Source organism: Kribbella sp. NBC_00382 (assembly GCF_036067295.1).
Classification (GTDB): Bacteria; Actinomycetota; Actinomycetes; order Propionibacteriales; family Kribbellaceae; genus Kribbella.
In genome coordinates, this window is record NZ_CP107954.1 from 2,724,660 (window position 1) to 2,750,006 (window position 25,347).

A 25,347-nucleotide genomic window follows, 5' to 3' on the forward strand; every position below is an offset into this window, starting at 1 on the left:
TGCCCGCAGCTAAGGCTCGGAGCTAGTTCTTGGTGCTGTAGCTCTGCGAAGCCAGTAGCGAATCGTCGCCGGTCAGGGCGGCGGCGATTCGCCGGTGCTTGATGGCCTCGTCGCCACGGCTGAGGCGTTCGAGGGTACGGGCCATCAGCAGATGGGCGTACGCCTCGGTCGGCTCCCGCTCGAGGATCACCAGCAGGTGCTCCTCGGCGGGCTTCAGCGAAGCGGAGTGGTAGTAGGCACGCGCCAGCAAGAGCCGCGTACCGACGTCTTCCGGGGTCTCCTCGACGACCGGGAGCAGTGCACGGATCGCGCCGCGATAGTCCCGCTCGTCGAAGTACTGCTGGCCAAGGCCATAACTCAACGCGCGCATGTCCTCCATGCGCTCCTCAACACCGTCCGCCGCCAGCCGTATTCCGAGGGCCGGCGAGGGACGGTGTCCCGCTCGACAGGAGGTAGTCGGGTGGACGGCCGCGCGCCACGCTCAGGTGAGCGACGACTGCGTGCCGTACGGGCACTACCTCCCGTCGAGCGGCACAAGTCAGGACGCGTCGAGGGTCGCGACCTGCTCCGGGGTGAGGGTGAGCTCGACGGCGGAGTAGGAGTCGCGGATGGTCTCCGGCCGGCTGGAGCCGGGGATCGGGATGACGACCGGGGACTTCGCGAGCATCCAGGCGAGGGTGAGCTTCTGCGGGCTGACGTCAAGGTCCGCCGCCAGTTGGTGGAACGCGGGGTGCTTGTCGCCGAGCTCGGAGGCGTTGGAGATGCCGCCGAGCGGGGACCAGGGCAGGAAGGCGATGCCGAGTTCGTCGCACAGGTCGAGCTCGGGTTCGCTGGAGCGGAAGGCCGGCGAGAACTGGTTCTGCACCGAAACGAGCCGGCCGCCGAGGATCTCGTTGGCCTGCCGGATCTGCGCCGGGTTGGCGTTGGAGATGCCGGCCATCCGGATCTTGCCCCCGTCGAGCAGGTCGCGGATCGCGCCGATGGACTCCTCGTACGGCGTCTTCGGGTCCGGCCGGTGGAACTGGTACAGGCCGATCGCGTCGACACCGAGTCGCTTGAGCGAGTCCTCGGCCGCCTGCTTCAGGTGCTCGGGCGAACCGTCTTGCGTCCATGCGCCGTCGCCGGGGCGAAGGTGTCCGCCCTTGGTCGCGACGAGTACGCCGGAGGTGTCACCGCCGTACGAGTTGAGCGCCTTCGCGATCAGCGTCTCGTTGTGGCCGATGTCGGAGGAGTCCAGGTGGTAGGCGTCGGCGGTGTCGATCAGCGTGATGCCCGCGTCGAGCGCGGCGTGGATGGTCGCGATCGACCGGCTCTCGTCGGGCCGGCCTTCGATCGACATCGGCATGCCGCCGAGTCCGATCGCGCTGACCTGGACGTCGCCGATCTTGCGGGTGGTGGGGGTCTCAGAAGCCATACCCCCACCATTACCCGCCGCCAATCAGTATTCCAACAGTAAAAACCACTGAGAGTCAGCAGTAGGATTGCTGAATGCCTCAGACTTGGTGGACGTGCGGGTTGTGGTCCTCGACGACGTAGCTGGCCCGGGTGCTGATCGGGGCGTCCGGGGTGCTGACGTAGGGGAGGACGCGGAAGTCGGAGCGCCAGCGGTGCTGGTCGGCGGTGACACGGACGTAGCCCCGCTGGGAGTTGAAGAACTTGAGGTGCGGGTTGGCGGCGAGGAACTGGTCGCCTTGCGGGGTGGTGTCGGCGCCGTCGCCGCCGCTGGTGATCGACGTACCGACGAACTCGGTGCCGACCGTACGCGAGTTGGGATCGGCGAAGTCGCGCTTGAGCTCGAGGGCGTAGTTCTGATGCCGGTCGCCGGTGATCACGACCAGGTTCCGTACTCCGCTGTCCTGCGCGGCCGCGAGTACCTTGTTGCGCTCGGCAACATATCCGTCCCAAGGATCCAGCCAGACATGGGTGTCCGGGCCGGGATCCATGTCGGTCTGGCCCATCGGGGTCTGGTTGCCGATCACCTGCCAGCGGGCGTTGGACTGGCGGAATCCGTCGAGCAGCCACTTGCGCTGCTTGCCGCCGAGCATCGTGTTGTCCGGATCGAACCGGTCGTCGCAAGTTGCTGAGTCGCCGTCGCCGCACGGCTGGTCGGTGCGGTACTGGCGGGTGTCGAGGATGGTGAAGTCGGCGAGCCGGCCGTACGGGAGGCGGCGGTGGTACCGGATGTCCGGACCCTTGGGCATCTGCTGGTGACGCAGCGGCAGGTTCTCGTACATCGCCTGGAACGCCTGCGCGCGGCGCTGCCGGAAGATCACCGGGTCCTGATCCGGCTCGGTGTCGGCCTGCGAGAGGTCGCCCGCCCAGTTGTTCTCCACCTCGTGGTCGTCGAACGTGTGGATCCACGGATGCGCCGCGTGCGCGGCCTGCAGCGGCGCCTCGGTCTTGTAGAGCGAGTACTGCAGCCGGTACCGGGCCAGGTCGAACGTCTCGGTGTGGAAGCGGGGATCCGTCACCACGCCACGCTTGTTGGTCTTCACGCCGGACTCGTAGAGGTAGTCGCCCAGGTGCACGACCAGGTCGAGATCCTCGTCCGCCATGTGCTGGTACGCCGTGAAGTACCCGTCCTGCCACGCGTTGCACGAGGCGAACGCGAACCGGACCTCACGCGGCGAGCTGAGCGGATGCGGGGTCGTCCGGGTCCGCCCGACCGTCGAGATCTCCCCGCCGGTACGGAACCGGTAGTAGTACTCGTGATCCGGCAGCAGCCCGTTGACCTCCGGGTGGACCGAGTGGCCGAGCTCGGGAGTCGCGACCACGCTGGACCGGCGTACGAGGTGCCGGAAGCGCTCGTCGCGGGCGACCTCGTACTCCACGCGGACCGGCTTGGCCGGCATGCCGCCCTTGCCGTCGACGGCGAACGGGTCGAGCGCGAGCCGGGTCCAGAGCACGACACTGCTGTACTGCGGGTCGCCGGACGCCACGCCAAGGGTGAAGGGGTTGCCTGCGCCGGCCGGGGCGGCGTACGTGGTTGAGGCGTCCCAGGCGCCAGTACCGAGCAGCACCGCGCCGGCGGCACCCGCGCCTCCGAGTCCGATGAAGCGACGACGTGAAACAGCCATGAGCATTCCTCCGGTGAGCGATCGGTGGAGCCCCAGCCTTCAGTCGCCAGATGGCCCAGCGGCTACGCCTAGGTAAACGGTTGCCGCTGATTACCTGATCGCGGTGAACGGATAACGCGGCAGGATGGGCGGCATGCAGACTGATGAGCGGATTCGCCGCGCCCAGCCTTCCGACGTACCGGCGATCGTCGAGCTGGTCTACGCCTTGGCGGAGTACGAGAAGGCTCCGGACGAGTGCCACCTGACCGCTGCACAACTGTCGACGGCGCTCTTCGGCCCGGCTCCCGCCGCCTTCTGCCACGTCGCCCTGGCCGACGGCGAGGTGGTCGGCTGCGCCATCTGGTTCCTCAGCTTCTCCACCTGGCGAGGCGTCCACGGCATCTACCTGGAAGACCTCTTCGTCAGCCCCCTCCACCGCGGCTCAGGCCTTGGCAAGGCTCTCCTGACGGCCCTCGCCCAGGAATGCGTCACCAACAACTACGAACGCCTCGAATGGTCAGTCCTCAACTGGAACACCCCCGCCATCGACTTCTACAAGTCCGTCGGCGCTACACCGCAGGATGAGTGGACGGTTTACCGCCTGACGGACCAGGCGCTGACTAACCTCGGTGGATGAGCGCTGACGACTACCTCTGGTTCGAGCCGGATTGCCGAATCAGTGAGGCCTATTGCCTGACCCTCATCCAAGGACTCGATGCCTCGGAGGCACTCGCCCGGATCGACGCGGAAGTGGTCGGGCGAGCCACTGGATTGAAGGCGTTCGTCGACACGGTCCCGGATGAACACGGCGGCGAGCGGCTCTACATCGGCGCGACCACGGTGGGCGACTGGACTCTTCTGGTCGAGGAGAACGGCTACCTCGGCGTCACCCAGAAGGTGATCGAACCGCTGTCCGCCGGCACCCAGGTGGTCTCGCACTTCAAGAACGTCAACGCCGTCGACTACTTCTACTGGATGGTGGACGGCGACCTGCGCCTGCAGTTCGAGCCGCTGTTCCCCGACACCCGCGACGGAAGCGACCCCGATGGTCAACTCGACGCGATGGAGCGTGCCGGATTCGACCTCACCGACAGCGACGACGTCAACAACCTCCACACGGCGGCCGCCTTCGCCCTCGCCGAGCACCTCACCGGCGTACGGTTGACCAACGAGATGCTGGAGTCAGCTGAGTACTTGTGCGGACTAGCTCCCCTCAAGAGCTGACAGAAAGAGTCTGGCGTTGCGCTCGTTAACGCCGTCGGCACCTGTCCACCAGGAGACGGGGTAGGTGCTTTCAACGTAGGCGCGCGACGGTTGCTCGCGGTCGCAGTAGTCGACCCAGTTGTCGGCATAGCCACGGTGGCCGGCCGTTTCGAGGACTCCGCAGACGCCAAGGATGTCCAGTAGGTTGCGGCGCTGGGACTTGTTGCTTTTCGGCAGCTTGAGCTGGGCCTCAGCCTTCACGGCAGTCACTTCGGCGGGTGTGGCTCGCAAAGTTCGCAGGAGGGTTCGGCCGAGGTCCAGGTCGGCGGCCACAGGGGTGAGCCGAGGGGCCCGGAGGAACTGCTCCAGATCGAAGGCGATGTAGTCGAGGTGGTCGCGGCGTACTCCACCCCACTTGAATCGTTCGAAGTTCATGACGTTCGGGTCGGTGGAACTGGTTGGGTAGAGGCCGCAGACCGCGCAGAACCGCTCGCGCTCGTGCTCCTGGAATGTGTGGGCCGGCAGGTGACGGGCGACCGCCAGCGATCCCAGGGCTGAGCGCAGGTCGAGGCGGTGGGAGCTGAGGCTGGCGACGAATGCCTGGCCTGCGTCGGCGATCGGCACGGACTTGGCCAAGTCCCGTACTTCGCCGACCAGTTCGTCGTGGGACCGCTTTGGGATGGTCGGAAACATCACGCCGGCCGCGATCGCGGCAGCCAACTCGGCAGGTGGTGGCGGGACGCTGGGCAACCGCCAGCCTTGCGCAGACCAGTAAGTACCAGTGAGGGCTTTCAGCGCTGCCGGCGATGGGTCGTACTGCTGCTGCATGGCGACATTCTGCTGTAGGGGGAGAAGAGCGGTACACCAAACTGAGCGAGAATGGGCAGGTGGAACTGAAACCCCTGCTGATCACCCGCATCTCCAGCGCACTCGTCTGGCCGGTTCTGGCCGGTGTACTGGTCGTCGCCCTGTATGGCGACGTGCATCTGAGCGTGGTCATCGGCGTCGGCCTGGTGAGCCTGGCGGCCGCCGTCTACATCGGACTGTTCGGGTGGCGTCTCGGCGTGGTGACCGACGACGAGGGCATCGAGGTCCACGGACTGTTCCGCAACCGCCGGATCGCGCGGGACGAGGTGACCTCGATCACCGACTTCCCCGCCGTCCGCTGGAAGTCCACCGACGGCAAAACCCACTGGACCCCGATCTTCGCCTTCACCAACATCCACCGCGTGATGCCCTTGGTCGACCGCCACAACGAGGCAGCGATCGCCATCCTCCAGAACTGGCAATCCGAACCCCACCAAGCCCCCAAGCCCGACCGCAAACAACGCCGCCGCCGCCAACGGCCAACCCGCTAATCCCCACGCGGCCGCCCCTTCCGACGTCGCTCCGGCTCTGGATGCTCGCGCCCACCCGTGACAACGCCCCTCCGTCGCGCGATACGGAGGCCGCGCGTGCGGTGCTCGCGTTGAGTTGATGTCCCCACGTGCCGGCGCGTCCTGATCTGTCCCGCTCGACAGGAGGTAGTCCCCCTACAGCGGCCGGCTGCCGCTCACGTGAGCGTGGCGTTCGGCAGTAGTCCCGACTACCTCCTGTCGAGCGGCACATGCCCCCAGCTGCTAGCGCGCTGCGCCGTGTACAGGTCGACGACTGATGGACGGAGCCTCAGCGCCACGCCTCAAGTGGCTCGGTTGGTCAGGTTTGGCTGGCTCGGAAGGCGCGTTTGGCTTCGTACATGGCGTTGTCGGCGGTGCGGAGGAGTTCGTCGAGGTTGGCGGCGTACGGGCTGACAATCGCGGTGCCGATGCTGGCGGTCACCGGTACGTCGATGCCCTCCAGCGGTCGACTGATGGATTCGTCGATCCGCCGCATCAGCACATCCAGGTCGTCGCCGTCGATGTCCTCGGCAAGGATGGCGAATTCGTCGCCGCCCAGTCGCGCCACCGTGTCGCCGTGGCGGACCTCGGTCAGCAACCGATCGGCGATCTCGCGAAGCGCCTTGTCGCCGGCCTCGTGCCCGTACTTGTCGTTGACCTGCTTGAAGTGGTTGAGGTCGCAGAACAACAGAACCCCACGCCGCCCGCTCTGCCGCGACCGCTGCAGCGCCGCATTGAACCGATGCTGCAGCAACCGCCGGTTCGGCAACCCGGTGAGTGGGTCGTGAGCCGCGTGGTGGCGCAGTTCGCGTTCCTCGTCCTTGCGCGCCGTCACGTCGTCGATCTGGATCAGGATGATCCGCGGCTGGTCGACGCCCTGGTCGACGATCGCGGCGGTACCGCCCAGCCAGATGTCGTTGCCGTCGGTACGCCGGAAGGTGCGCTCGAACCGGTACGGACCGCGCCCGGTCGCGAGCTGGTCGATCTCGCGTTTCGTCTGGCCGGTCTCCTCGTCGCGCAGGTAGTCGACGAAAGTCGTGCCGACCAGCTGGGCCGGGGTGTAGCCGGTGATGTGACAGAAGGCGTCGTTGACGCGCAGGATCCGGCCGGCCTCCGGGCCGTCGAACGCGATCGTCGCCATCCCGTTGCCGGCGCCCTCGAAGACCAGGCGGAAGGTCGTCTCGCTGGCCTCCAGCCGGGCCTTCTCGGCGAGCAGCTGATCGGTCAGCCGGGCCTTGTCGATCGCGATCCCGGCCTGGGTCGCGAAGATCTCCAGCAGTTCGCGATGGATCTGCCCCGGTCGCCGCTGGTCCTCGGGCAGGTCGACGGACAGCATTCCGACCAGCTCGCCGTCGGACGAATGCAGCGGTGCGAACAGCGCGTCCAGCGGGTGCCAGGCATCCGCCGCGGTCGATACCGGGATCTCGGGCACCCAGCCGACGATCTCGCCGCCCTCGGGCAGCCGCTCGTGCGGTACGAACCGCAGGCCGCCCCACTTGTCCGCGATCGCGAACTCGGCGTCGAAGATGTCGCCCGCGCTGATCGTGCCGAGCAGCGCCTCCCGGGCCTCCGGCGAGCCGGCCACGGCGATCACCTCGAACTTGCCGTCGGCCTGCCGCAGGTTGAGCACAGCGATCCCGAAACCGAGGCCGGTGACGACTCCGTCGACGACCGCCTGCAGCGTCTCGGCCAGGCTTCGCCCGGCGCCCATCCGGGCGCTCACCTCGTACAGACGGCGTACTGCCGTCATCCGTACAGTGGGCTCGTTCTGCACGTGCGATCTCTCCGGCGTCACGGCGTCGGCGGCCTCACGGGACCCCGCCGTGGTGAGGGCCCTCTTACAGGGTGACAGACCGAACACACCGGAAGACGCTCTCCAGCGCGGCACGATCGACCGATTACATCGGGCAGGAATCGATCGCATGCAGTCAGTGACGAGAATACGCCTACCGGCACGTACCGTCGTGAATCAAGCGCTGGAATCAGCCCGCGGCTTTCAGCAAGTCAATACTTGAGCTCCGCCAGCGACCGGTACGACGTACGCGCCGACTCCCACTCATCGGTAGGGGCGTCGTGCTCGACCAGCCACTGCTGGACGCCACCCGACTCGGCCTCGGCGAAGATTGCGGCGAAGTCGAGCGTGCCGGTACCCACGTCCGCGAAGGAGCCGTCTGTCGCCATGTCCTTAACGTGCAGCGCCGGGAACCGGCCCGGGTGGTTGCGGAAGTAGTCGATCGGGTCCTTGCCGCCGTTGACCACCCAGTACAGGTCGAGCTCGAAGCCGAGCAGGTCCGGCTCCACCTCGTCGAGCAGGATGTCGAACAGCACCTGGCCGTCGACCTCGTCGAAGTCGTGGCCGTGGTTGTGGAAGAGCAGCTTGAGCCCTTCCTTCTTCGCCAGCTGTCCGGCGGTGTTGAAGGCGCGAGCGGCTTCCCGGAACCCGTCGAGCGTGCGCAGTTCGACCGGGAGCGACGGTACGACGATCCATTGGCCGCCGAGCGTCTGGACGTCCCCGAGGGCGCCCTCCCAGTTGTCGGTCAGCCGGGGATAGCCGACGTGCTCGAGCACGATCTTCAGGCCGGCCGCATCGGCGTACGTGCGGATCTCCTCGGCCGAGTGGCCGAAACGGCCGCTGACGCCGACCGTCTTGTAGCCGATCTCCGCGAGTCGCTGGAGGGTGCCGGGATAATCGGCGGCGAGTGCTTCGCGCATCGTGTAGAGGTGCATGCCGATGCCGTCAGCGGGGATAGTCCGGTCGCTCATGGGGAGATGGCTCCTTCGAGTTTCTGGATGGGTCAGGCGACGTGCTCGAGATAGCGCGCCAGGGCCAGGTCGAAGACCTCTTGGCCGGGCGCGTCCCACAGTTCCTGGTTGAAGATCTCGACCTCGATGGGGCCGTCGTACCCGGCGGCGTCGCAGGCCTCGCGCAGGCGGCGCAGCTCGATCGAGCCGTCGCCCATCATGCCGCGGCCGAGCAGGTTGTCGGCGGGCAACGGGGTGGTCCAGTCGCTCACCTGGTACGAGCAGATCCGGTCGCCGGCTCGCTCGATCTGGCGGTAGACGTCGGCGTCCCACCAGAGGTGGTAGGCGTCGACGATCACGCCGACCTGGTCGACGGGGAACTGCTCCGCGAGGTCGAGGGCGCCGCTGAGGGAGGAGACGACGCAGCGGTCGGAGCAGAACATCGGGTGCAGGGGCTCGACCGCAAGACGGACGCCGCGCTCACCGGCGTACGGGGCCAGTTCGGCGAGGCCGTCGCGGATCATGCCGCGGGCGCCGTCGAGGTCGCGCGAGCCGGGTGGGAGGCCGCCGCTGACGAGTACCAGGACGTTGGTGCGGAGGGTGGCTGCCTCGTCGATCGCGCGGCGGTTGTCCTCGATCTTGGCCTGGCGTTCGGCGGCGTCGGTGGCGGTGAAGAAACCGCTTCTGCACAAGGAGGAAACGCGCAGCCCGGCGTCGGCGACGAGCTTGGCCGAGCGCTCGACGCCGTACTCCTGGATCGGCTCGCGCCACAGGCCGATCCAGTCGAGGTCGGCTTTGGTGCTGGCAGCAACTACTTCTTCGAGCGGCCAGTACTTCGTGGTCGCCTGGTTGAGGCTGTAGCGGTTCATGCGTCGATCCCGCCGACTGCCAGGAGGCTCTTGAAGCGTCCGACGGCCAGCTCGGGAGAGGTCAGTACGCCCGCAGCATCGGCCAGCCGGAACGTGTCAGCCAGGTGCGGCAACGACCGCCCGGTCTGCAGCCCGCCGACCATGCCGAAGCCTGGCTGGTGCCCGTTAAGCCAAGCCAGGAAGGCGATTCCGGTCTTGTAATAGTACGTCGGCGCCGAGAAGATCTGCCGGGCCAGCGGGACGGTCGGCGCGAAAATCTCCTCGTACTTCGCCAGCTCCCCGTCGTCGAGCGCCTTCAACGCGGCCGCGGCCGCCGGCGCGATCGCCGCGAAGATCCCGAGCAACGCGTCGCTGTGGTGCTCGTCGTCGCCACGGATCAGCTCCGGGTAGTTGAAGTCGTCTCCCGTGTAGAGCCGGACGCCTTCCGGAAGCCGCTTGCGCAGAGCAATCTCTTTGCTTGCATCCAGCAACGACATCTTGATGCCGTCGACCTTGCTGATGTTTTCGTCGATCAGCTCGACGACCACGTTCGCCGCGGTGTCGAGCGAGCCGCTGCCCCAGTAGCCGTCCAGCGCCGGATCGAACATCGCCCCGAGCCAGTGCAGGATCACCGGCCGGGACGACTGGCTGAGCAGCCGGTCATAAACCTTCCGATAGTCATCCGGCGAGCTGGCAGCCGCGCACAGAGCCCGGCTGGCCATGAGGATGGGCTGGGCCCCGACGCTTTCCGCTACTGCCAATTGCTCTTCGTAGGCGCCGATTACAGCGTCAAGTGTGTGAGTACCCGCTGGCAGTTGGTCTGTTCCTACGCCAACGGCAATGCGGCCACCGGGCGCCTCCGCGGCCGAGCGGCGGATCAGTTCTTGTGTGGCGGGCCAGTCGAGGCCCATGCCTCGTTGGGCTGTGTCCATTGCTTCGGCTACCGACAACCCCAGCGACCAGAGGTGGCGACGGAAGCCGAGGGTGTGGTCCCAGTCGATGGCTGCGGGGGCGCCGGGGGAGTTGTCGGCCAGTGGGTCCGAGACGACGTGGGCTGCGGCGAAGGCCAACCGGGTAGTCGCCGGCTCATAGTTGCTGGCGGCAACCGGCGTACCGGTCAGCTCATAGGTTGCCAGGCCGCCGGCGCCGTCGGGTAGGCGAAGAGACAAGGTCACGGCTGCGCCTCGATGTCGAGGGCGGGGACCTCCAACTTGCGGCCTTCGCGCCAGGACTGGAGGCCTAGTTCGGCGAGCTGGACGCCCTTGGCGCCTTCGACGAAGTCCCAGGTGAAGGGGGCGTCGTCGACGACGTGGCGGAGGAACATCTCCCACTGGACCTTGAAGCCGTTGTCGAAGACCTCGTTGTCCGGCACCTCGGCCCACTGGTCGCGGAAGTCGTAGGCGGCCGGGAGGTCCGGGTTCCAGACCGGCTTCGGGGTCGCCGAGCGGTGCTGGGCGTGGCAGTTGCGAAGGCCGGCGACCGCGCTGCCCTCGGTTCCGTCGACCTGGAACTCGACCAGCTCGTCCCGGAACACCCGCGTCGTCCAGGACGAGTTGAGCTGCGCGACGATGCCGCCTTCCAGCTCGAAGATGCCGTACGCCGCGTCCTCGGCGGTGGCCTGGTACGCCTGCCCCTGCTCGTCGTACCGGGTCGGGATGTGGGTCGCGCCCTGGCAGTAGACCGACTTGACCGGGGCGAAGATCTGGTCGAGCACGTACCGCCAGTGGCAGAACATGTCGACGACGATGCCGCCGCCTTCCTCGGTCTTGTAGTTCCAGGCCGGCCGCTGCGCCTCCTGCCAGTCGCCCTCGAAGACCCAGTAGCCGAACTCGCCGCGGACCGACAGGATCTCGCCGAAGAAGCCGCCGTCGACGAGCCGCTTGAGCTTGCGCAGGCCGGGCAGGCTGAGCTTGTCCTGGACGACGCCGTTCTTCAGGCCGGAGTCGCGGACGAGACGGGCCAGATCGACGGCCGCCTCGAGGCCTTCGGCGATCGGCTTCTCGCAGTAGATCGCCTTGCCGGCCTCGACGGCGGCGCGGACGCCCTTCTCCCGGAGCTGGGTGAGCTGGGAGTCGAAGTAGATCTCGACGTCGGGCTCGGCGAGCGCCTCGGACAGGTCGGTGGTCCAGCGGCTCAGACCGTACTGGTCGGCGATGTTCTTCAGCTTGAGCTCGTTGCGGCCGACCAGGATCGGCTCGGGGATGATCATCGTGCCGTCGGCGGCCGGGATCCCGCCCTGCTCGCGGATCGCCACGATGGAACGCTCCAGGTGCTGGCGCAGGCCCATCCGGCCGGTGACGCCGTTCATCACGATGCCGACGCGTCGATCGTTCACTGTTCTACCTCTCTTCGGCGCGGTCTGCGCGGGGTGTGGGGCGGTCTCACGGGCGTTCGTTCAGGTCGTAGACGTCGAGGCGGCCGCACATGCCGTGGCGGGCGTACTCGGTGGGGGCCGGGAGCTCGTGGAGCTCGGCGGTTTGCAGGTGCGGCGCCTTGCCGGACTCGAGTGCTTCGAGGGCGGCGCCGGTTTCGTCGGCCAGGCGGCGGGCGCCTTGCTCCCAGCGTTTGCGCCAGTCGGCCAGTTGAGGCTGGACGATGCGGACAGCGGAGGCGTAGAAGGCGTCGAGAGCGGTGGGGCCTTCGGCGGCGTACGCGTCTCGGAGTACGGCGAAGCCTTCGAGGGCCAGGTTGCGGCGGGCCATCGCGGACGGAGTACGGGCCTCGCCCTCGCCGGTGAGCGTGGTGGCCTTCAGGTACGTCTCGCGGTCGGTGAGGTGCTCGGGTGGGAGCGTGAGGACGGCGTCGCCCGCCTCGGGGAGGCCGGAGTTCGACATCAGGGTGAGGATCTGCAGGCCGCCGCCGTTGACCAGCCGGTGGATCGTGCCGGGGTCGAACCAGACGACCGTGCCGGCCTGCAGCGGGGTCTCGGTGAAGCCCTTCGGGTTGAGGGTCTGGACCGCGCCGGAGCCGGCGATCACGTAGTACCCCTCGGAGCAGGCGAGGTGGACGTGCGGGGTGCCGCCGACGAGGCCGTCGGGCGCCTCGATGTCGTACACCGTCAGCCGCGAGATGCCGATACCGCCGGGTAGCGCCGCGGCCGGGCCGAACTCGCACATGCGCGTCTCCTCCGCGTTGGTCCCCGGAGCCTTGGAAAGGGCTTTCCAAGGCTCGTGACCGCAACCTTAGGTGGGCGGTCACGCCGAGTCAACCTGTCGGGAAAGTCGGTGGAAAGCGGTTGCAGGCCGATTCCGGACAGTGCGCCTCCGGACGGGTGCCGATCAGCGGATGGGGTACGGCGAGGCGTTGGGCGTTAGCGTCGTTTCAGAAGACGAAAGGAGCACGGTGGCCAAGCGCGGGGATTCGGCAGCCGACGGGGGCGAGACCGGCCCGCCGTCGCTCGACGTGACCCTGACGGAAGACCTCCGCCTGGGCGACCGTCGGCGCGCGGATCGGACGAAGATCGAGCGGACGAGGGCTGATCGGGAGCCGGCTGAGCGGCAGAAATCGAAGCGGCAGCAGGGCGAGCCGGCCGCGAGCCGGGAGACCGACGATCTCCCGGCCGTCAATCGGCGACGGGGTGAGCGTCGGCAGAGCGAGCGGCGGCAAGGGGATCGGCGGGAGTCCGAGCCGACGACCGGTGAGTTGTCGGCCGATGACCTGTCGGCTGAATTGCAGGCGGCCGACGAGCGCGCGCGGGATGAGCAGCGTGAGCTTTATCGCACTCTCGATCTCGCCCTGCGGATCGGCGAGGTCGTGCTCTCCAGCGGCGCCGGCACCGCCGACGCGACGGCCACCATCCTCAGCGTCACCGCGGCCGCCGGACTGCGCGGTTGCGAGGTCGACATCACCTTCACCTCGATCGCGATCTCGTACCAGGCCGCGCCCGACGTCGCGCCCGAGACCCACATGCGCATCGTCCGGTACCGCGGCCAGGACTTCTCCCGCCTGACCGACGTCGACCAACTCGTACGCCGCTTCGTCCGCGCCGAACTCACTCGCGAAGAAGCCAGCCGCGAGCTAGCCCGCATGGTCTCGGCCGGCCCGCCCTTCCCCCGCTGGAGCTCAGTAGTCGCCTGGGGCGTGATGGCCGGCGGCGCGACCCTCCTCCTCGGTGGTGGCTGGCTGATCACCCTGGTCGCCGTCGTCACCGCCTGCTTCATCGAGCTCAGCAACCGCTGGTTCAACCGCCAGCGCCTGCCTGCCTTCTACCAGCAGGTGGCCGGCGCCTTCGTCGCGACCGCCGTCGCGCTAATCCTGTACGCCGTCCACGCCCCAGTGAAACCATCCCTGGTAGTTGCCGCCGGCATCATCATGTTGCTGGCCGGGATCGCCCTCACCGGAGCGGTCCAGGACGCCATCACCGGGTACTACGTGACCGCCGCCGCCCGAAGTCTCGAAGCCATGTTGCTGACCGGCGGCATCATCGCCGGCGTCTCGCTAGGCATCAGCCTCGGCATCAAGCTAGGTCTCCCGGTAGCGATCGAGGCCCAGACGATCCAGCTCAGCAACCTCCCGATCATGGTCGGATCCGGTGCCCTGATGGCTGTCGCGTTCGCCTACGCGTCGTACTCACCGCTGCGTTCGCTGCTTCCGATCGCGGTCGTCGGCGCGCTGGGTTCGCTCGTCTTCACGCTGATGTCGCGCGCGCAGTTCGGCCCAGCCTGGTCGACGGCGGCCGCGGCGTTCATCGTCGGTCTCACCGGATACTCGCTGGGCCGTCGTTCGGGTGTCCCGCCACTGGTGGTTGTTGTCTCGGGCACGGTTCCGCTGCTCCCAGGACTGACCATCTACAAGGGTTTGCTCGAGCTGATGAGCCTGGGCAACCTGATCGGCATCGTGTCCCTGGCCACCGCGGTCGCCATCGGCGTGGCCCTCGCGTCAGGCGTGATCCTTGGCGAATACGTGGCTCAGCCCATCCGCCGGGAAGCCCGCCGTCTGGAGGATCGCCTGGCCGGTCCGCGGCTGGTGGGTCCGCGGCGGCCGGTACGGCGGCGTACCGAGCGCTCTCGTTCCCATCGCTCGCGGCGCACCCGTCGCAGCAGCTAGGGGATGACGACGACCTTGCCAGTGGCCTGGTTGTTCTCCATGTGGTCGTGGGCCTTGGCGATCTCGTCCAGCGTGAAGACGCGGTCGAGGTTGGGGCGGTAGACGCCGGCCTCGACCTCGTCGACGATGCGCTGCAAGGCGGTGCTGCCCGAGGCATCCTTGCTGTGGAACGTCGTGAGCCGGGTTCCGGACGGGATCATCGCGATCGGCTCGAAGTCCGGGATCGACCACCCGCTGAGCGATCCGGACACACAGACCGTGCCGCCACGGCGTACCAGTTGCAGTGAATCCACCGCGGTCCTTGCCCCGACGAGGTCGAGGACGTAATCGGGGCCTTCGGGCCAGATCGCCCGCACCGCCGTGGCCAGGGACTCACCGTCGTCGATGAGGACATGGTCGACACCGAGCGCCATGGCCTTGTCCGTACTCCGGGTAGTCGCAGCCACCGTGATGCCGTGGCCGGTGGCGATCGACGCGGCCGCCATCCCCACCGACGAGGTCCCGCCGCGAATGAGCAACCTGCCCTCGTTGATCCCCAGCGCGTCGAGTGAGCCCTGCGCAGTCAGATACGTCTCGGGGAGCGCCGCGAGAACCTCCCACGGCAGCTTGGTGGTGATCGGCATCAGCAGGCTGTTCGGCAACAACGCGTACTCGGCATAGCCGCCGTCGAAGGCCCGGCCCATCTCGCCCATCACCGCCGCGACGGTCGCGCCCTCCGGTACCAGGGGATCCGTCGACGCGACCACGATGCCGACGCACTCGATCCCGAGAACGCGCGGGAAGCTCACGCTGGGCGAATGCCCCTGCCGGGTCCTCAGCTCGGACCGGTTGAGCCCGGCGCCCTTCACCTGCACCAGGCTCCAGCCCTCCCGCACCTTCGGAATCGGTACCTCCTGGATCTCCAGTACTTCGGGACCGCCCGCCCTGACACAGACCGCTGCTCGCATCGTCGTTCGCATGCCTCAACTGTTGCCGGGAGCTGCTGTGGCGGGCCACCGGTAAACTGCCAACCGATGCCCGTTGGCCGCCAATCTCCGCAGACCTTGCACCTCTGGCCATCCGGCGGGGTGCACCACTGGCCGTCGGGCGGAACCAGTACGGCGCACTCCCACCCGCGCGGACACCTGGTGTACGCGGCTCGCGGTGTCCTGTCGGTCCATACCGAGCAAGGCACATCGGTGGTGCCGGCCAATCGAGTGGCCTGGACGCCTGGCGGGTTCACGCACTACCACCGGGCCCACGGCGATACCGATATGCGGATCCTCTTCCTGACCGCAGCGCAGGCTCGGCTCATGCCAGATCGGCCGTCCGTGTTCACCGTCTCCGACCTCGCTCGCGAAGTACTGCTCACCCTCACCGGTCCACGCAGCTACAACGCGGAAGGCCACGACAGTGCCGCACAGTCTCGCCTCGTACGCGTCCTCGTCGACGAACTCGACCAAGCTCACGAACAACCTCTGCAATTACCCGAGCCACACGACGACCGCCTGCGCGCACTCGCGCAACTCCTGTACGACGAGCCCGCCGACAACAGCTCCCTGGCCGAGCTCGGCCGCACGATCGGCGCCAGTGCCCGCACCCTCAGCCGGCTCCTCCGCGACGAACTCGGCATGACCTTCTACCAATGGCGCACCCAGCTCCGGATCTGTCACGCCCTTGTACTACTTGCCGAAGGCCACGACGCGACCCAGGTAGCCCACGCCTGCGGCTGGTCCAACCCCAGCAGCTTCATCACCGCCTTCAGCAACCTCGTCGGCACTACGCCCGGCCGCTACCGAACCTCCTCGAGTACGACGTCGTCGACCTGAAGCCGATCGCTTGACTCTTTTTATCCAACTGGGTAACTTTTACACATGCGGATAAACGGGAGAGCGGAGACTACGGCTGCGCGGCGCGAGCAGATCGTCGGGGCGACGATCGGTGTGCTCGCCGAGCGGGGGTATGCGGGGACGTCGTTCGATGCGATCTGCGAGGCGGCCGGGTTGAGCAGCAAGCGGCTGATCTCGTACCACTTCCAGACCAAGGAAGAACTGCTGGCCGAGGTGCTTCGGCGGGTGACCGCGGATGCCGCCGAGTTCATGCGACCGGCGCTCGACGCGGCGACCGGCCCGGCCGAGCTGCTCGCGGCGTACATCACCGCGAACCTTGACTTCATCGCCGCGCAGCCCGATCACGTCCGGGCCGTCCAGCAGATCGTCTTCGGCGCTGCGCCGATGCCCTCGGAGGAGGCCGACGGCGCGGTGGTGCGGCTGGTCGGGCTGTTCGAAGAGGGCCAGCGCACTGGTGCCTTCCGGACCTTCGACTCGCTGCTGATGGCCGTGACGCTGCGCGGGGCGATCGACGTCGCGGCCGGCCGGCTCGTCGCCGGCGCGGATCCCAAGGCCTACGCCCGCGAACTGACCGAGATCTTCGACCGAGCGACCCGAGCGGAGCTGTCGTGACCGTGATGACCGAAACCAAACCGAAGGCCCGCTGGGGCGCGGTCCTCGCGCCAGTCCTGATCGACCTCGTTGCGCCGCTGTTGATCTTCTATGTACTGCGCCAGAACGGCGTCGGCGTGGTCGGCGCCACTCTGGCCGGTTCGATCATTCCGGTACTACGTACCGCCTACGCGCTCGTCCATGACCGGAAGGTCGACTGGATGGCCGTGTTCATGATCAGCGCACTGGCCGTCGGCACCATCGCCTCGCTGGCACTGCACAGCCCGCGGATGCTGCTCGCCAAGGATGGCGTCATCACCGCACTCTGCGGACTCTGGATGCTCGGCACCCTCGTCGCCGGCAAGCCTCTGCTGCTGTCGATCGGTCGCGGAATCGCCGAGGCCAAGCGTGGTAAGGGTGGCGGTGAGGTGTGGGCGAGCCGCTGGGAGACCGAACCGCGCTTCCGGCACGGGTTGCGGCTGATCACGGCGGTCTGGGGTGTCGGGCTGGTGTTCGATGCCGTCGTCCGGGTCGTGATCGCCTACGCGCTCCCGCTCGACGCTGTGCCCGGTGTGACAACCGCCCAGTGGATCGTCCTGTTCGTCCTGCTCTACGGCTTCATGATGCTCTACTCCCGCAAGAACGACCTCCTCGCATGACAGCCGACGAGTTGGTCGAGGGCGGGCGGGGTGGTGCGGCGGCCGATGTGCTGGTGGTTGGGGCTGGGCCGACTGGGTTGCTGCTGACGGCTGAGTTGGAGTTGGCGGGAGTTCCGGTGACGCTTGTCGATCAGGCGGCTCAGCGCTCCGGGCAGTCACGGGCGCTTGCCCTCCAGCCGCGGTCCGTCGAGATTCTGCACTCGCGAGGGCTTCTGCAACCGCTGCTCGACGACGCTGTCGATGAGGTGCCGGGCGGGCACTTCGCCGGGCTGCCCGTCACCCTCGACTACTCCAGCTGGGACACGCGTTTCCCTTACCAGCTTGGGATTCCGCAGGCTCGGGTCGAGCAGCATCTGGAGGATCACCTGGCCGCCCGCGGCATCGGCGTACGGCGTGGTCTTGAGTTGACTGGTCTGACGCAGGACGGTGATGGAGTCGAGGTGTCGTTCGCGGACGGTACTACGATCCGCGCCGGCTGGGTCGTTGGGTGTGACGGGGCGCGCAGCGCGGTCCGCAAGCTGGCCGGGATCGGCTTCCCCGGCCGTGACGGCAGGATGTCGGCCGTTGTCGCCGACGTCGTCCTCGAAGACAACCGGGCCGAGAGCAACGGTCGCTGGGAGCTCCCTTCGCTGGTACCGCGTGACGGCGCTGTTCTGACGCTGCTACCACTCGGCGACGGCGTCCACCGCGTGCTCTTCACGGGCCCAGAGCAACAACTCCTAACGAGGGCGGACCCGATCGACTTCGCCGAGGTTTCGGGTGCCTTGAGCAACTGGTACGGCGAAGAGGTGGTCCTGCGCGAGATCCGCTGGGCCTCGCGCTTCACCGATGCGGCCCGGCAGGCGGATCGCTATCGGGTCGGCCGGGTCTTCGTGGCCGGCGATGCCGCGCACATCCATTCACCGACAGGCGGTCAGGGGATGAACCTCGGCCTGCAGGACGCGTTCAACCTGGGCTGGAAACTGGCCGCGCACCTCAACGGCGAGGCCCCAGAGGAGCTGCTCGACAGCTACCACGACGAGCGCCATCCTGTGGCAGCCTCCGTACTGGCGAACACCAGAGCGCAAGGCGTGCTGATGATCCCCGACGACGACATCGCCTGCCTGCGCGAGACCTTCCTCGACCTGCTCCAGATCCCCGAGGCGAACCACCGGCTGGCCGGCATCATCTCCGGCCTGGGAATCGCCTACGCACCCGGCGACCATCCGCTGATCGGTCAACGGATGCCCGATCTGGAGTTGGGCGACGGGACAACCGTCGCCGGGCTGCTCGTTTCAGGGCGCCCACTGCACCTGAGAGACATCGCAGGGGCCGCCCAGGTCTTGGTGCGGCCGGACGGTTACGTGCTGTGGGCAACGGATGATCCGGATGGTCAGCCGGCGACCGATTCCTCGAAGGCGTCGGCGGTCTGGGCGATGGCGTCTTCTCCGCGGAGCAGGACGGCGAGTTCGGCCGCGCGTTGACGGGGGCCGTCGGCAAGCATCGGTTCGAGGGCTGCGAACAGGGTCGGTTCGCTCAGGTCGGTGAAGCGCAGGGTGCTGCCGACGCCCATGCGCTGGAGTTGCGCACCCCAGAAGGGCTGGTCGGCGAAGACGGCGCAGACCACCGTCGGTAGGCCGGCGCGCAATGAGGTGGCCGACGTACCGGCTCCGCCGTGGTGGACGGCTGCCCGGCAGCGTGGCAGGACGACGTCATGGTTGAGGTTGCCGACGGTACGGACGGCCCCGTCGTTCGCAGTACTGGCCTTGAGGTTGACGAGAGCGCGGACGCCGAGGGTGTCGGCGACCTTCTCGATCATGGTCAATGCGGCGTCGGGCTCTAGTACGGGCATGCTGCCGAAGCCGAAGTAGACGGGTGGCTCGCCGTCGTCGAGCCAGGCGTCTAGCTCGGGATCGACCAGGTCGTCGAGCAACCTGCGCTGCTCGGCCGACGGCGAGAGGAAGCCGGTCAGCGGCCGCCGGACGTCCCAGTCGGCCAGCTCCGGTACGACGTGGCGGCTGTAGGCCTGGATCTCCAGAGCGCCCAGGCGTTCGAGCGTTGACCCGACCGATTGGTCGCTCGTGGCCAGGCCGACGCGGGTACGGACCTTGTTCAGGTACGGCTCGAAGATCGGCCAGTTGGCCTTCTCGATCTGGATGTAGGTCTCCAGGTTCCGCTCCGGCGAGAAGACGTCGGTCGAGACGAGCAGGTGCGGGAAGGCTGTGTTCCGGCGGATCGGCGCGTGGTAGACGGACGCGTACGGGATGCCCGCGGCCTCGGCGATGATGACGGACTCGACCTCGGTCGCAGTCCCGGAGACGAAGGCGTCGGCGCCGGCCGCCAGCTCGATCAGGTCGGCCTGCAACTGGTCCGCGATCTGGTACTTGTAGTCCATCAACCAGCGCACATACGACTGGAAGTCGCCCGCGGCGAGCCACCTCTGGCCCTTCTCGGACTCCAGGAACTGCCTGGCGCTCGTCCGCATGTCGACGGTTCGCAGGCCGAGAGCCTGCCCGATCCAGACCAGGTCGGACGACAGCCCGAGCGTGATCTCGTGCCCTCGCGCGGCCAGTTCGGCCCCGAGCAGGGCCATCGGTTGCGCGTCACCCCGCGTGCCCATCCCCACCAGTGCTACTCGCATGCGCCCACCCCTGAGCTTGGTACGCCGCAGAACCGGCGTACGGACCCTGATGCTAAAGGTGAACGGCCATTTACGTCGCCTCTCTGCCCAACCCCTGGTCGCGTGCTGGTGTGACCCCGGAACAAATCAACCGTTAGAGTTACTGACTGGAAACATCGGCCTGCTATCGCTGGGTCTCGGCCCGGCGGGCTCGGAGGATCGTTGTGGCACTGGGTAGGACGTCCCCGCGGGACCTACCGCTGTTCGCGGACCTGTCCGGCCGGGAGATCAAGGACATCTTCCGGGCCGGCGAAGAGGTCTCGGTACCGGCCGGCTGGTCGCTGATCCTGGAGCAGACCCCGCCCGACGCGGCGTACCTGATCCTGAGCGGGACCGCCGCGGTCCGGGTCAAGGGCGAGGAGATCGCCGTACTCGGCCCGGGCGACATCGCCGGCGAGGTCGCGGTCCGGCAGAACCGGTTGCGGACGGCAACGGTCACCGCGAAGTCGCGGCTGCAGCTGCTGCACTTCACCCGGGAGAAGTTCGACGACCTGACCGACCGGCTGCCGAACTTCCGCAACGCCATCGACGCCACCATCGTCGAGCGCCGTGGCCCCCAACCCGACTGACCAGCCCACCCCGGAGCCGGATCTGGGTGTGCTGCAGCAGGAGTTCGAGCAGGCGTTGCTCGGCGGGGAGCGGAAGTTCACCCGGATCCAGGTCTCCGAGCGGGCCGGGATCTCGATCGAGCGGGCCGAGCAGATGTGGCACGCGCTCGGCTTCGCGACCGTACCGGACGACGAGATCGCCTTCACCGACGGCGATGTCGAGGCGCTCCGGCTGGTTGCCGCGCTCGAGGACGACGGTTTCATCGATCCCGCGGTGGAGTCGTCGCTCGCCCGCAAACTCGGCCAGACCCAGTCGCGGCTGGCGTCCTGGCAGTCGGCGATGTTCTTGGAGTTGCTGGACGGCGCCAAGCTCTCCGCCGACGACGCGATCGAGGTCGCGACGTTGTTGCTTCCGGCAATGGAACGGTTGCAGACGTATGTCTGGCGCCGGCACCTGGCCGCGGCGGCCGGGCGTGCGGTGGCCGGCTCCGATGAGCTGTCGCGTGGCGTCCGGGTGGTGGGCTTCGCGGACATCGTCAGCTACACCAGGTTGACCAGGCGGCTGTCCATCGTCGAGCTGGGCAAGCTGATCGAACGCTTCGAAGGCCTGGCGGCTGATGTGGTCGCGCTGAACGGCGGCCGGGTGATCAAGTCGATCGGCGACGAGGTTCTCTTCGTCACCGACGCTCCTGCACAGGGTGCCGCGCTCGCGCTGGCCTTGCAGGACAAGGTGACTGAGGTCGGCGATATGCCTGAGCTCCGGATCGGGCTTGCCTACGGCAGCATCTTGATCCGCCTCGGCGATGTGTATGGCGAGGTCGTCAACCTGGCGTCGCGGTTGACGTCGGAGGCCAAGCCAGGTCGGGTGCTGGTCGACCGGGAGTTGGCTGCTGCGCTCGATGGCCATCCGGCGTACCGGTTGCGTCGGTTGCGGCGGGTGTCGGTACGCGGGTACCACCATCTGACGCCGTACGCGCTGCAACGCGCCTCGGACCGGTCCTGACGCGTCAGGGACAATGGGCGGGTGCATGAGATCGCAACCGCTGGGGAGTTGGCTTCACGGGCAGACGGGGACGCACTACTGGTGTGGGCCGGTCAGGGGTCGCTCGGTCGTCGTTCAAGGGCCTGGTACGCCGGTGACGCGGTCGTCGTAGGCATCCCGGACCTGTCGAAGCACGATCGGCTGGTGGTTCGCGGGCCGATGGACGACCTCGCGCCCCTGGTTTCGCGGGCGCTCGCCGAGTTGGGGCCAGGCTTTCGCCCGTTCGGCGAGGAAGCGGTGATCCGGGAGCTGGTCGAACGGTTGCCCGAGTTGTCGCTCCGCGCGACCTTCGGGTGGATGGAGACGACGACCGTACCGTCCGACGCGACCACTGCTGCCTGGCTGGACGGTGATGCCGGCGTCGAGGCGCTGCTGAGCGAGGCGTCTCCGGAGTCCTATGCCCGGCCGGGCGATTCCGGCGTACTGCGCTGGGCTGGTGTCCTGGATGACACCGGTGAGCTGTTGAGCGTCGCGGCCGACGGCTGGAGCGCGCCGGAGATCGGGTTCATGGCGGGGGTGGCGACCAGACCCGATGCGCGCGGGCGCGGTCTGTCGCGGCAGGTGTGTGCCTTCGTGACGACCGAGTTGCTGAAGCGGCACGGGCGGGTTGGGCTGATGGTGCATGGTGCGAACGAGGTCGCGGTCGGCGTGTACCGAAAACTGGGCTACACGTATCGCGCGGTTGCCGCGGCGCACATGTAGCCCAGCTCGGTCGGCCCGTTGTCGGCCTGGCTCGGTTGGCTCAGCTTTGGATCAACGGGTCGGGGTGATGGTGAGGGTGACGCCCGGCTTGCCCGTGGTGGCGGGCGGCGTCGGAGTGGGCTTGGTGCTCGCGGCCGGGGTCGACGGCTTGCCGGTCGCAGTCGGGGTCGGGGTCGGCTGAGGCGTGGTGGTCGCGCCTGGAGTTGAGCCCGCGGACGGCGTTGTGAGCGTGGTGGCCGGGGCCGGCGGTGGGACGAACGGGGCCTTGTCGGTGTCCGTGCACGGCGTGATGTCGTTGCCGTTGGCATCCGTCTGGGTCGGCTGGTCGGTCCGGACGATGGCCTGCGGGAAGACGTTGCTGACCATGTCGTCGCCAGTGGCGTTGCCGTTGGTGGCCGCGCAGTTCTGGAGCGGGAGGCTGATCGGCTTGCCGTCCTGGTCGTAGAGACGGACCTTGACCTGCCGGCCCTGCTCGTCGAACGGGTACACGTTGCTGATCGAAGTACCGTCCAGAACCAGGCCGTTCTGGGGGTAGTAGTTGTTGCTGCTGGCGGTACTGCGGTAGTTGGTGAACGGGCCGGCCGAGCCGCCGACGAAGCTGTAGGCCAGCCAGAGCGGCACGATGACCGTCGCGACCACGTTCAGCGGTACGACGTACCAGAGCCAGCGGCGATCCTGCTGGGTCCGGCGGCCGATCCAGACCGACACGACCGCGCCGGCCAGGGCGCCGACCACGGTGACGGCGAACGCACCGGACACGGCGAAGATTGCGCCGCCCCCGACGATGCCGCGCGCCACCCACCAGACCGGCTGGCCGATGGTGACCAGCTCATGCTTGACGTTCGGCGGGATCTGGTCGATCAGGCTGCGGATCTGCTCTGCGCCGTGCCGCCCGCGATGCGTGTCCAGGACGATGCGCGGATCCCTGCCCTGCAAGGCTCGCACGCCCATGAAGGCAGCGCCTGCCAGGAAGATCAGCCCGATCACGCCGAAGAAGGCGGCCTCGGCATCGCCGTTCGCCAGAGCGATGATCAGGAAGAGTGGCCCGACGATCGAGGCGATGACTCCCCAGGTCAGAGCGGCCTCGGCGCCGGTACGCTCCGGCTTGGCCGCCTTCGTGCGGGGTGGGTAACCGGCCGCGGTGCGCAGCTCATCGGCGTACTGGCTGGGCGTGCCGAGGCGGTCCTGCAATGCGGCGGCCGTCGGCTCTTCCTCGAACTCGGTGGCGACCTCGCTCAGGTGGCCGGTGACGTCCTCGAGGACGTCGGCCAGTTCGCCCGGGGGCAGGTCGCTCAGCTCGGCCTTGACTTGGGCCAGGTACGTTGCGACCGGTCCGGTCAGTGTGCTGTTCACGCAGCCGCCTCCTCGAGCAGCAACACCGACATCGTGTCGGCGAAGTGGTTCCACGTCTTGGTGGACTCGGCGAGCAGATCCAGGCCGGTCTTGTTCAGCCCGTAGTACTTCCGGTGCGGCCCTTCCTCGCTGGGCTGCACGTACGACGTCAACGCGCCGGCCGCGAACAGCCGCCGCAACGTCCCGTACACCGAGGCGTCCGCGACATCCTCAAGTCCGGCGGCCCGCAAGCGGCGCAGTACGTCGTAGCCGTACCCGTCCGCCTCGCGCAGCACCGCCAGCACAGCCAGGTCGAGCACGCCCTTGAGCAGCTGACTCGGATCCATCGCCTCCACCACCTCCGCTAGGTGCACCGCGAACCCGGCCCCCTCAGACCGGCCTCGCGGTGCTCTGCCGACCACACTACTACACACCGCAGAGTACTCCGCAATCCTGTTTCACCCCGGAGAGTCAGTAATCGGCGGGCAAGTGAGTGTTTTGTGTGCCGATGGACAGGAGGTAGTCGCTCGAATGGCGTGAACAGTGCGATGGCTGAGCGTGGGGCGGGGGAGGGGAGGGCAGTACCTCCTGTCGAGCGGGACGCGATGTGGTGCCGGTTGGGGGAAATCGATCAAGTCGGGTGGGTGGAATTCCGTGCACAGTGGAGCTATGAACTCAACGGATGTGTTCGCCGGCTTTGTCGCCGCGGTTGCTGACAGCCTTGATGAGGCTGGGACGACCGGGTGCGACCTGGCTCAGCGGGTGCATATGTCCCGCTCGCATTGCGACCGGGTGATTGCGGCTGCGACGGGTGAATCGCCCTCGGCTTTCCGGCGGCGGTTGCTGCTGGAGCGGGCGGCGTACCGGCTGTTGGCGGGTGACTCCGTCGTGCTCGACCTAGCGGTCGAGGCGGGGTACGGGTCGCATGAGGCGTTCACGCGGGCATTCAGCAGGGCGTTCGGGATGTCGCCGCGGGAGTGGCGGCGGGAGTCGTCGCGGCGGTTCTTCCTGGCGGCGCCGAGCGGGGTTCATTTCCAGCCACCGGCAGGGTTACGCCTGCCTGCTCAGAAGGAGACGAGAGGGATGGACGTACTGGTACGGATGGTTGAGCACCACGTGTGGCTCACCGGCGAAATGATCGAGCGCGGCGGGCGCCTGGACGCCGCAGCACTGGACAAGCCGATCGAGTTGTCGGTCGAGGGCATCGACGACGACGTGTCGATCCGGTACTTGCTGGACCGCCTGGTCTGGCAGGAGGAGATGTGGCTGGCATCGGTGGAGGACCGGCCGTTCCAGGTACCCGAGTGCGGCCGAGAGGTGACCACTCCGATCGCCGAACTCCGCACCCGCCATGCCGACGCCGGCTCCCGCTTCGTGGCGCTAGTCAACCGCCTCAACGACGAGGGTCGCTTCGACGACAGCTTCGTAGACACCACCTGCGAACCACCCCGCGTCTTCACCTACGGCGGCATGGTCGCCCACGTCCTCACCTTCGCCGCCCACCGCCGCTCCCTCCTCATCGGCGCCTTCCACACCGCCGGCATCACCGACCTAGGCTTCGGCGACCCCATGCACTACATCGCCGACGGCGCGCCCGCCAGCTAACCCCGACGCCGCCGAAGCCCACCCGGCGAATTAGTTGCCAAGGGCACCTTGTGCATCGCCTGAGTATCTCGCCGCCCCGAAAACACTCACACGAAGCACAAAGTCGCCA

26 protein-coding genes are annotated in these 25,347 nt (G+C 67.8%); 12 read left to right on the forward strand and 14 right to left on the reverse strand.

Annotated elements, in window-relative coordinates; all coding sequences use genetic code 11:
* Window positions 1–22 precede the first annotated feature (22 nt).
* The 3 genes from OHA70_RS13480 to OHA70_RS13490 form a co-directional block, all read right to left on the reverse strand.
* On the reverse strand, window positions 23–379 hold the full coding sequence (locus tag OHA70_RS13480) for a tetratricopeptide repeat protein (RefSeq protein WP_328332228.1): 357 nt from the start codon (window positions 377–379) through the stop codon (window positions 23–25).
* A 159-nt stretch (window positions 380–538) separates the two neighbouring features.
* Window positions 539–1,414, reverse strand: a complete 876-nt coding sequence (locus tag OHA70_RS13485; RefSeq protein WP_328332230.1) for an aldo/keto reductase — start codon at window positions 1,412–1,414, stop codon at window positions 539–541.
* A gap of 79 nt (window positions 1,415–1,493) precedes the next feature.
* Window positions 1,494–3,077 (reverse strand): alkaline phosphatase D family protein, encoded by a 1,584-nt coding sequence (locus tag OHA70_RS13490; RefSeq protein WP_328332232.1) that lies wholly within the window; start codon window positions 3,075–3,077, stop codon window positions 1,494–1,496.
* 133 nt (window positions 3,078–3,210) lie between these two features.
* On the opposite strand from OHA70_RS13490, the gene OHA70_RS13495 reads away from it, so the two are divergent.
* A complete protein-coding gene (locus OHA70_RS13495; protein WP_328332234.1) occupies window positions 3,211–3,693 on the forward strand; it encodes a GNAT family N-acetyltransferase in 483 nt (160 codons plus the stop codon).
* The gene (locus tag OHA70_RS13500; protein ID WP_328332236.1) at window positions 3,690–4,280 is read left to right on the forward strand and encodes a DUF6461 domain-containing protein; all 591 of its coding nucleotides are present in this window, start codon (window positions 3,690–3,692) and stop codon (window positions 4,278–4,280) included. The genes OHA70_RS13495 and OHA70_RS13500 overlap by 4 nt, the downstream gene beginning before the upstream one ends.
* On the opposite strand, the gene OHA70_RS13505 is transcribed toward OHA70_RS13500, so the two are convergent.
* Complete coding sequence (locus OHA70_RS13505; RefSeq protein ID WP_328332237.1) at window positions 4,260–5,087, reverse strand: hypothetical protein; 828 nt, start codon at window positions 5,085–5,087, stop codon at window positions 4,260–4,262. The two genes, OHA70_RS13500 and OHA70_RS13505, sit on opposite strands and share 21 nt — an antisense overlap.
* 59 nt (window positions 5,088–5,146) lie before the next feature.
* Between OHA70_RS13505 and OHA70_RS13510 the strand changes: the two genes are divergently transcribed.
* Window positions 5,147–5,617, forward strand: a complete 471-nt coding sequence (locus OHA70_RS13510) for a hypothetical protein (RefSeq protein WP_328332239.1) — start codon at window positions 5,147–5,149, stop codon at window positions 5,615–5,617.
* A gap of 337 nt (window positions 5,618–5,954) precedes the next feature.
* On the opposite strand, the gene OHA70_RS13515 is transcribed toward OHA70_RS13510, so the two are convergent.
* From OHA70_RS13515 to OHA70_RS13540, 6 genes are all read right to left on the reverse strand, one after another.
* Window positions 5,955–7,385 (reverse strand): diguanylate cyclase domain-containing protein, encoded by a 1,431-nt coding sequence (locus tag OHA70_RS13515; RefSeq protein ID WP_328332241.1) that lies wholly within the window; start codon window positions 7,383–7,385, stop codon window positions 5,955–5,957.
* A 254-nt stretch (window positions 7,386–7,639) separates the two neighbouring features.
* Window positions 7,640–8,398, reverse strand: a complete 759-nt coding sequence (locus OHA70_RS13520) for a sugar phosphate isomerase/epimerase family protein (RefSeq protein WP_328332243.1) — start codon at window positions 8,396–8,398, stop codon at window positions 7,640–7,642.
* Window positions 8,399–8,430: 32 nt separating this feature from the next.
* Entirely contained in the window at window positions 8,431–9,246 is an 816-nt protein-coding gene (locus OHA70_RS13525; RefSeq protein WP_328332245.1) for a sugar phosphate isomerase/epimerase family protein, read from the reverse strand.
* Window positions 9,243–10,400, reverse strand: coding sequence for a dihydrodipicolinate synthase family protein (locus OHA70_RS13530; RefSeq protein ID WP_328332247.1), 1,158 nt, complete (start codon window positions 10,398–10,400; stop codon window positions 9,243–9,245). The genes OHA70_RS13525 and OHA70_RS13530 overlap by 4 nt, the downstream gene beginning before the upstream one ends.
* Window positions 10,397–11,560: a Gfo/Idh/MocA family protein gene (locus OHA70_RS13535; protein ID WP_328332249.1), complete on the reverse strand. Its 1,164-nt coding sequence runs from the start codon at window positions 11,558–11,560 to the stop codon at window positions 10,397–10,399. Before OHA70_RS13535 ends, OHA70_RS13530 begins: the two co-directional genes overlap by 4 nt.
* A 46-nt stretch (window positions 11,561–11,606) precedes the next feature.
* A complete protein-coding gene (locus tag OHA70_RS13540; protein WP_328332251.1) occupies window positions 11,607–12,341 on the reverse strand; it encodes a cupin domain-containing protein in 735 nt (244 codons plus the stop codon).
* Window positions 12,342–12,567: 226 nt separating this feature from the next.
* On the opposite strand from OHA70_RS13540, the gene OHA70_RS13545 reads away from it, so the two are divergent.
* Window positions 12,568–14,271, forward strand: a complete 1,704-nt coding sequence (locus OHA70_RS13545) for a threonine/serine ThrE exporter family protein (protein ID WP_328332253.1) — start codon at window positions 12,568–12,570, stop codon at window positions 14,269–14,271.
* Here the strand turns inward: OHA70_RS13545 and OHA70_RS13550 are convergent.
* Window positions 14,268–15,230, reverse strand: coding sequence for a zinc-binding dehydrogenase (locus OHA70_RS13550; protein WP_328332255.1), 963 nt, complete (start codon window positions 15,228–15,230; stop codon window positions 14,268–14,270). The genes OHA70_RS13545 and OHA70_RS13550 overlap by 4 nt on opposite strands.
* 54 nt (window positions 15,231–15,284) lie before the next feature.
* On the opposite strand from OHA70_RS13550, the gene OHA70_RS13555 reads away from it, so the two are divergent.
* From OHA70_RS13555 to OHA70_RS13570, 4 genes are read left to right on the forward strand one after another with little or no spacing between them, the layout of a single operon-like run.
* Entirely contained in the window at window positions 15,285–16,079 is a 795-nt protein-coding gene (locus tag OHA70_RS13555; RefSeq protein ID WP_328332257.1) for an AraC family transcriptional regulator, read from the forward strand.
* Between the two features lie 45 nt (window positions 16,080–16,124).
* Window positions 16,125–16,712, forward strand: a complete 588-nt coding sequence (locus OHA70_RS13560) for a TetR/AcrR family transcriptional regulator (RefSeq protein ID WP_328332259.1) — start codon at window positions 16,125–16,127, stop codon at window positions 16,710–16,712.
* Window positions 16,713–16,717: 5 nt separating this feature from the next.
* Entirely contained in the window at window positions 16,718–17,350 is a 633-nt protein-coding gene (locus OHA70_RS13565) for a VC0807 family protein (protein ID WP_328332261.1), read from the forward strand.
* Window positions 17,347–18,813 carry an FAD-dependent monooxygenase gene (locus OHA70_RS13570; protein ID WP_328332263.1) on the forward strand — a complete coding sequence of 489 codons (1,467 nt, stop codon included), beginning with the start codon at window positions 17,347–17,349 and terminating at the stop codon, window positions 18,811–18,813. Before OHA70_RS13565 ends, OHA70_RS13570 begins: the two co-directional genes overlap by 4 nt.
* On the opposite strand, the gene OHA70_RS13575 is transcribed toward OHA70_RS13570, so the two are convergent.
* Window positions 18,723–19,970 (reverse strand): glycosyltransferase, encoded by a 1,248-nt coding sequence (locus OHA70_RS13575; protein WP_328332265.1) that lies wholly within the window; start codon window positions 19,968–19,970, stop codon window positions 18,723–18,725. The two genes, OHA70_RS13570 and OHA70_RS13575, sit on opposite strands and share 91 nt — an antisense overlap.
* Before the next feature lie 203 nt (window positions 19,971–20,173).
* Here OHA70_RS13575 and OHA70_RS13580 point away from each other — a divergent pair, with 203 nt between their 5' ends.
* From OHA70_RS13580 to OHA70_RS13590, 3 genes are read left to right on the forward strand one after another with little or no spacing between them, the layout of a single operon-like run.
* Window positions 20,174–20,578, forward strand: coding sequence for a cyclic nucleotide-binding domain-containing protein (locus OHA70_RS13580; RefSeq protein WP_328332267.1), 405 nt, complete (start codon window positions 20,174–20,176; stop codon window positions 20,576–20,578).
* Complete coding sequence (locus OHA70_RS13585) at window positions 20,559–21,560, forward strand: adenylate/guanylate cyclase domain-containing protein (protein ID WP_328332269.1); 1,002 nt, start codon at window positions 20,559–20,561, stop codon at window positions 21,558–21,560. The genes OHA70_RS13580 and OHA70_RS13585 overlap by 20 nt, the downstream gene beginning before the upstream one ends.
* 21 nt (window positions 21,561–21,581) lie before the next feature.
* Window positions 21,582–22,301 carry a GNAT family N-acetyltransferase gene (locus OHA70_RS13590; protein WP_328332271.1) on the forward strand — a complete coding sequence of 240 codons (720 nt, stop codon included), beginning with the start codon at window positions 21,582–21,584 and terminating at the stop codon, window positions 22,299–22,301.
* 51 nt (window positions 22,302–22,352) lie between these two features.
* On the opposite strand, the gene OHA70_RS13595 is transcribed toward OHA70_RS13590, so the two are convergent.
* Entirely contained in the window at window positions 22,353–23,654 is a 1,302-nt protein-coding gene (locus OHA70_RS13595; protein WP_328332273.1) for a DUF1700 domain-containing protein, read from the reverse strand.
* Window positions 23,651–23,980 (reverse strand): PadR family transcriptional regulator, encoded by a 330-nt coding sequence (locus OHA70_RS13600; RefSeq protein WP_328332275.1) that lies wholly within the window; start codon window positions 23,978–23,980, stop codon window positions 23,651–23,653. The genes OHA70_RS13595 and OHA70_RS13600 overlap by 4 nt, the downstream gene beginning before the upstream one ends.
* A gap of 322 nt (window positions 23,981–24,302) precedes the next feature.
* On the opposite strand from OHA70_RS13600, the gene OHA70_RS13605 reads away from it, so the two are divergent.
* Complete coding sequence (locus OHA70_RS13605; RefSeq protein WP_328332277.1) at window positions 24,303–25,238, forward strand: helix-turn-helix domain-containing protein; 936 nt, start codon at window positions 24,303–24,305, stop codon at window positions 25,236–25,238.
* Window positions 25,239–25,347 lie beyond the last annotated feature (109 nt).

Excerpts from the sequence above, each read along its gene's own strand:
- OHA70_RS13520 (WP_328332243.1), bottom strand. The coding sequence starts at position 8,398 with ATGAGCGACCGGACTATCCCCGCTGACGGCATCGGCATGCACCTCTAC.
- OHA70_RS13490 (WP_328332232.1), bottom strand. The coding sequence starts at position 3,077 with ATGGCTGTTTCACGTCGTCGCTTCATCGGACTCGGAGGCGCGGGTGCC.
- OHA70_RS13565 (WP_328332261.1), top strand. The coding sequence starts at position 16,718 with ATGACCGAAACCAAACCGAAGGCCCGCTGGGGCGCGGTCCTCGCGCCA.
- OHA70_RS13495 (WP_328332234.1), top strand. The coding sequence starts at position 3,211 with ATGCAGACTGATGAGCGGATTCGCCGCGCCCAGCCTTCCGACGTACCG.
- OHA70_RS13540 (WP_328332251.1), bottom strand. The coding sequence starts at position 12,341 with ATGTGCGAGTTCGGCCCGGCCGCGGCGCTACCCGGCGGTATCGGCATC.
- OHA70_RS13605 (WP_328332277.1), top strand. The coding sequence starts at position 24,303 with ATGAACTCAACGGATGTGTTCGCCGGCTTTGTCGCCGCGGTTGCTGAC.
- OHA70_RS13555 (WP_328332257.1), top strand. The coding sequence starts at position 15,285 with ATGCCCGTTGGCCGCCAATCTCCGCAGACCTTGCACCTCTGGCCATCC.
- OHA70_RS13515 (WP_328332241.1), bottom strand. The coding sequence starts at position 7,385 with ATGACGGCAGTACGCCGTCTGTACGAGGTGAGCGCCCGGATGGGCGCC.
- OHA70_RS13575 (WP_328332265.1), bottom strand. The coding sequence starts at position 19,970 with ATGCGAGTAGCACTGGTGGGGATGGGCACGCGGGGTGACGCGCAACCG.
- OHA70_RS13560 (WP_328332259.1), top strand. The coding sequence starts at position 16,125 with ATGCGGATAAACGGGAGAGCGGAGACTACGGCTGCGCGGCGCGAGCAG.
- OHA70_RS13525 (WP_328332245.1), bottom strand. The coding sequence starts at position 9,246 with ATGAACCGCTACAGCCTCAACCAGGCGACCACGAAGTACTGGCCGCTC.
- OHA70_RS13505 (WP_328332237.1), bottom strand. The coding sequence starts at position 5,087 with ATGCAGCAGCAGTACGACCCATCGCCGGCAGCGCTGAAAGCCCTCACT.
- OHA70_RS13500 (WP_328332236.1), top strand. The coding sequence starts at position 3,690 with ATGAGCGCTGACGACTACCTCTGGTTCGAGCCGGATTGCCGAATCAGT.
- OHA70_RS13485 (WP_328332230.1), bottom strand. The coding sequence starts at position 1,414 with ATGGCTTCTGAGACCCCCACCACCCGCAAGATCGGCGACGTCCAGGTC.
- OHA70_RS13600 (WP_328332275.1), bottom strand. The coding sequence starts at position 23,980 with ATGGATCCGAGTCAGCTGCTCAAGGGCGTGCTCGACCTGGCTGTGCTG.
- OHA70_RS13550 (WP_328332255.1), bottom strand. The coding sequence starts at position 15,230 with ATGCGAACGACGATGCGAGCAGCGGTCTGTGTCAGGGCGGGCGGTCCC.
- OHA70_RS13480 (WP_328332228.1), bottom strand. The coding sequence starts at position 379 with ATGGAGGACATGCGCGCGTTGAGTTATGGCCTTGGCCAGCAGTACTTC.
- OHA70_RS13570 (WP_328332263.1), top strand. The coding sequence starts at position 17,347 with ATGACAGCCGACGAGTTGGTCGAGGGCGGGCGGGGTGGTGCGGCGGCC.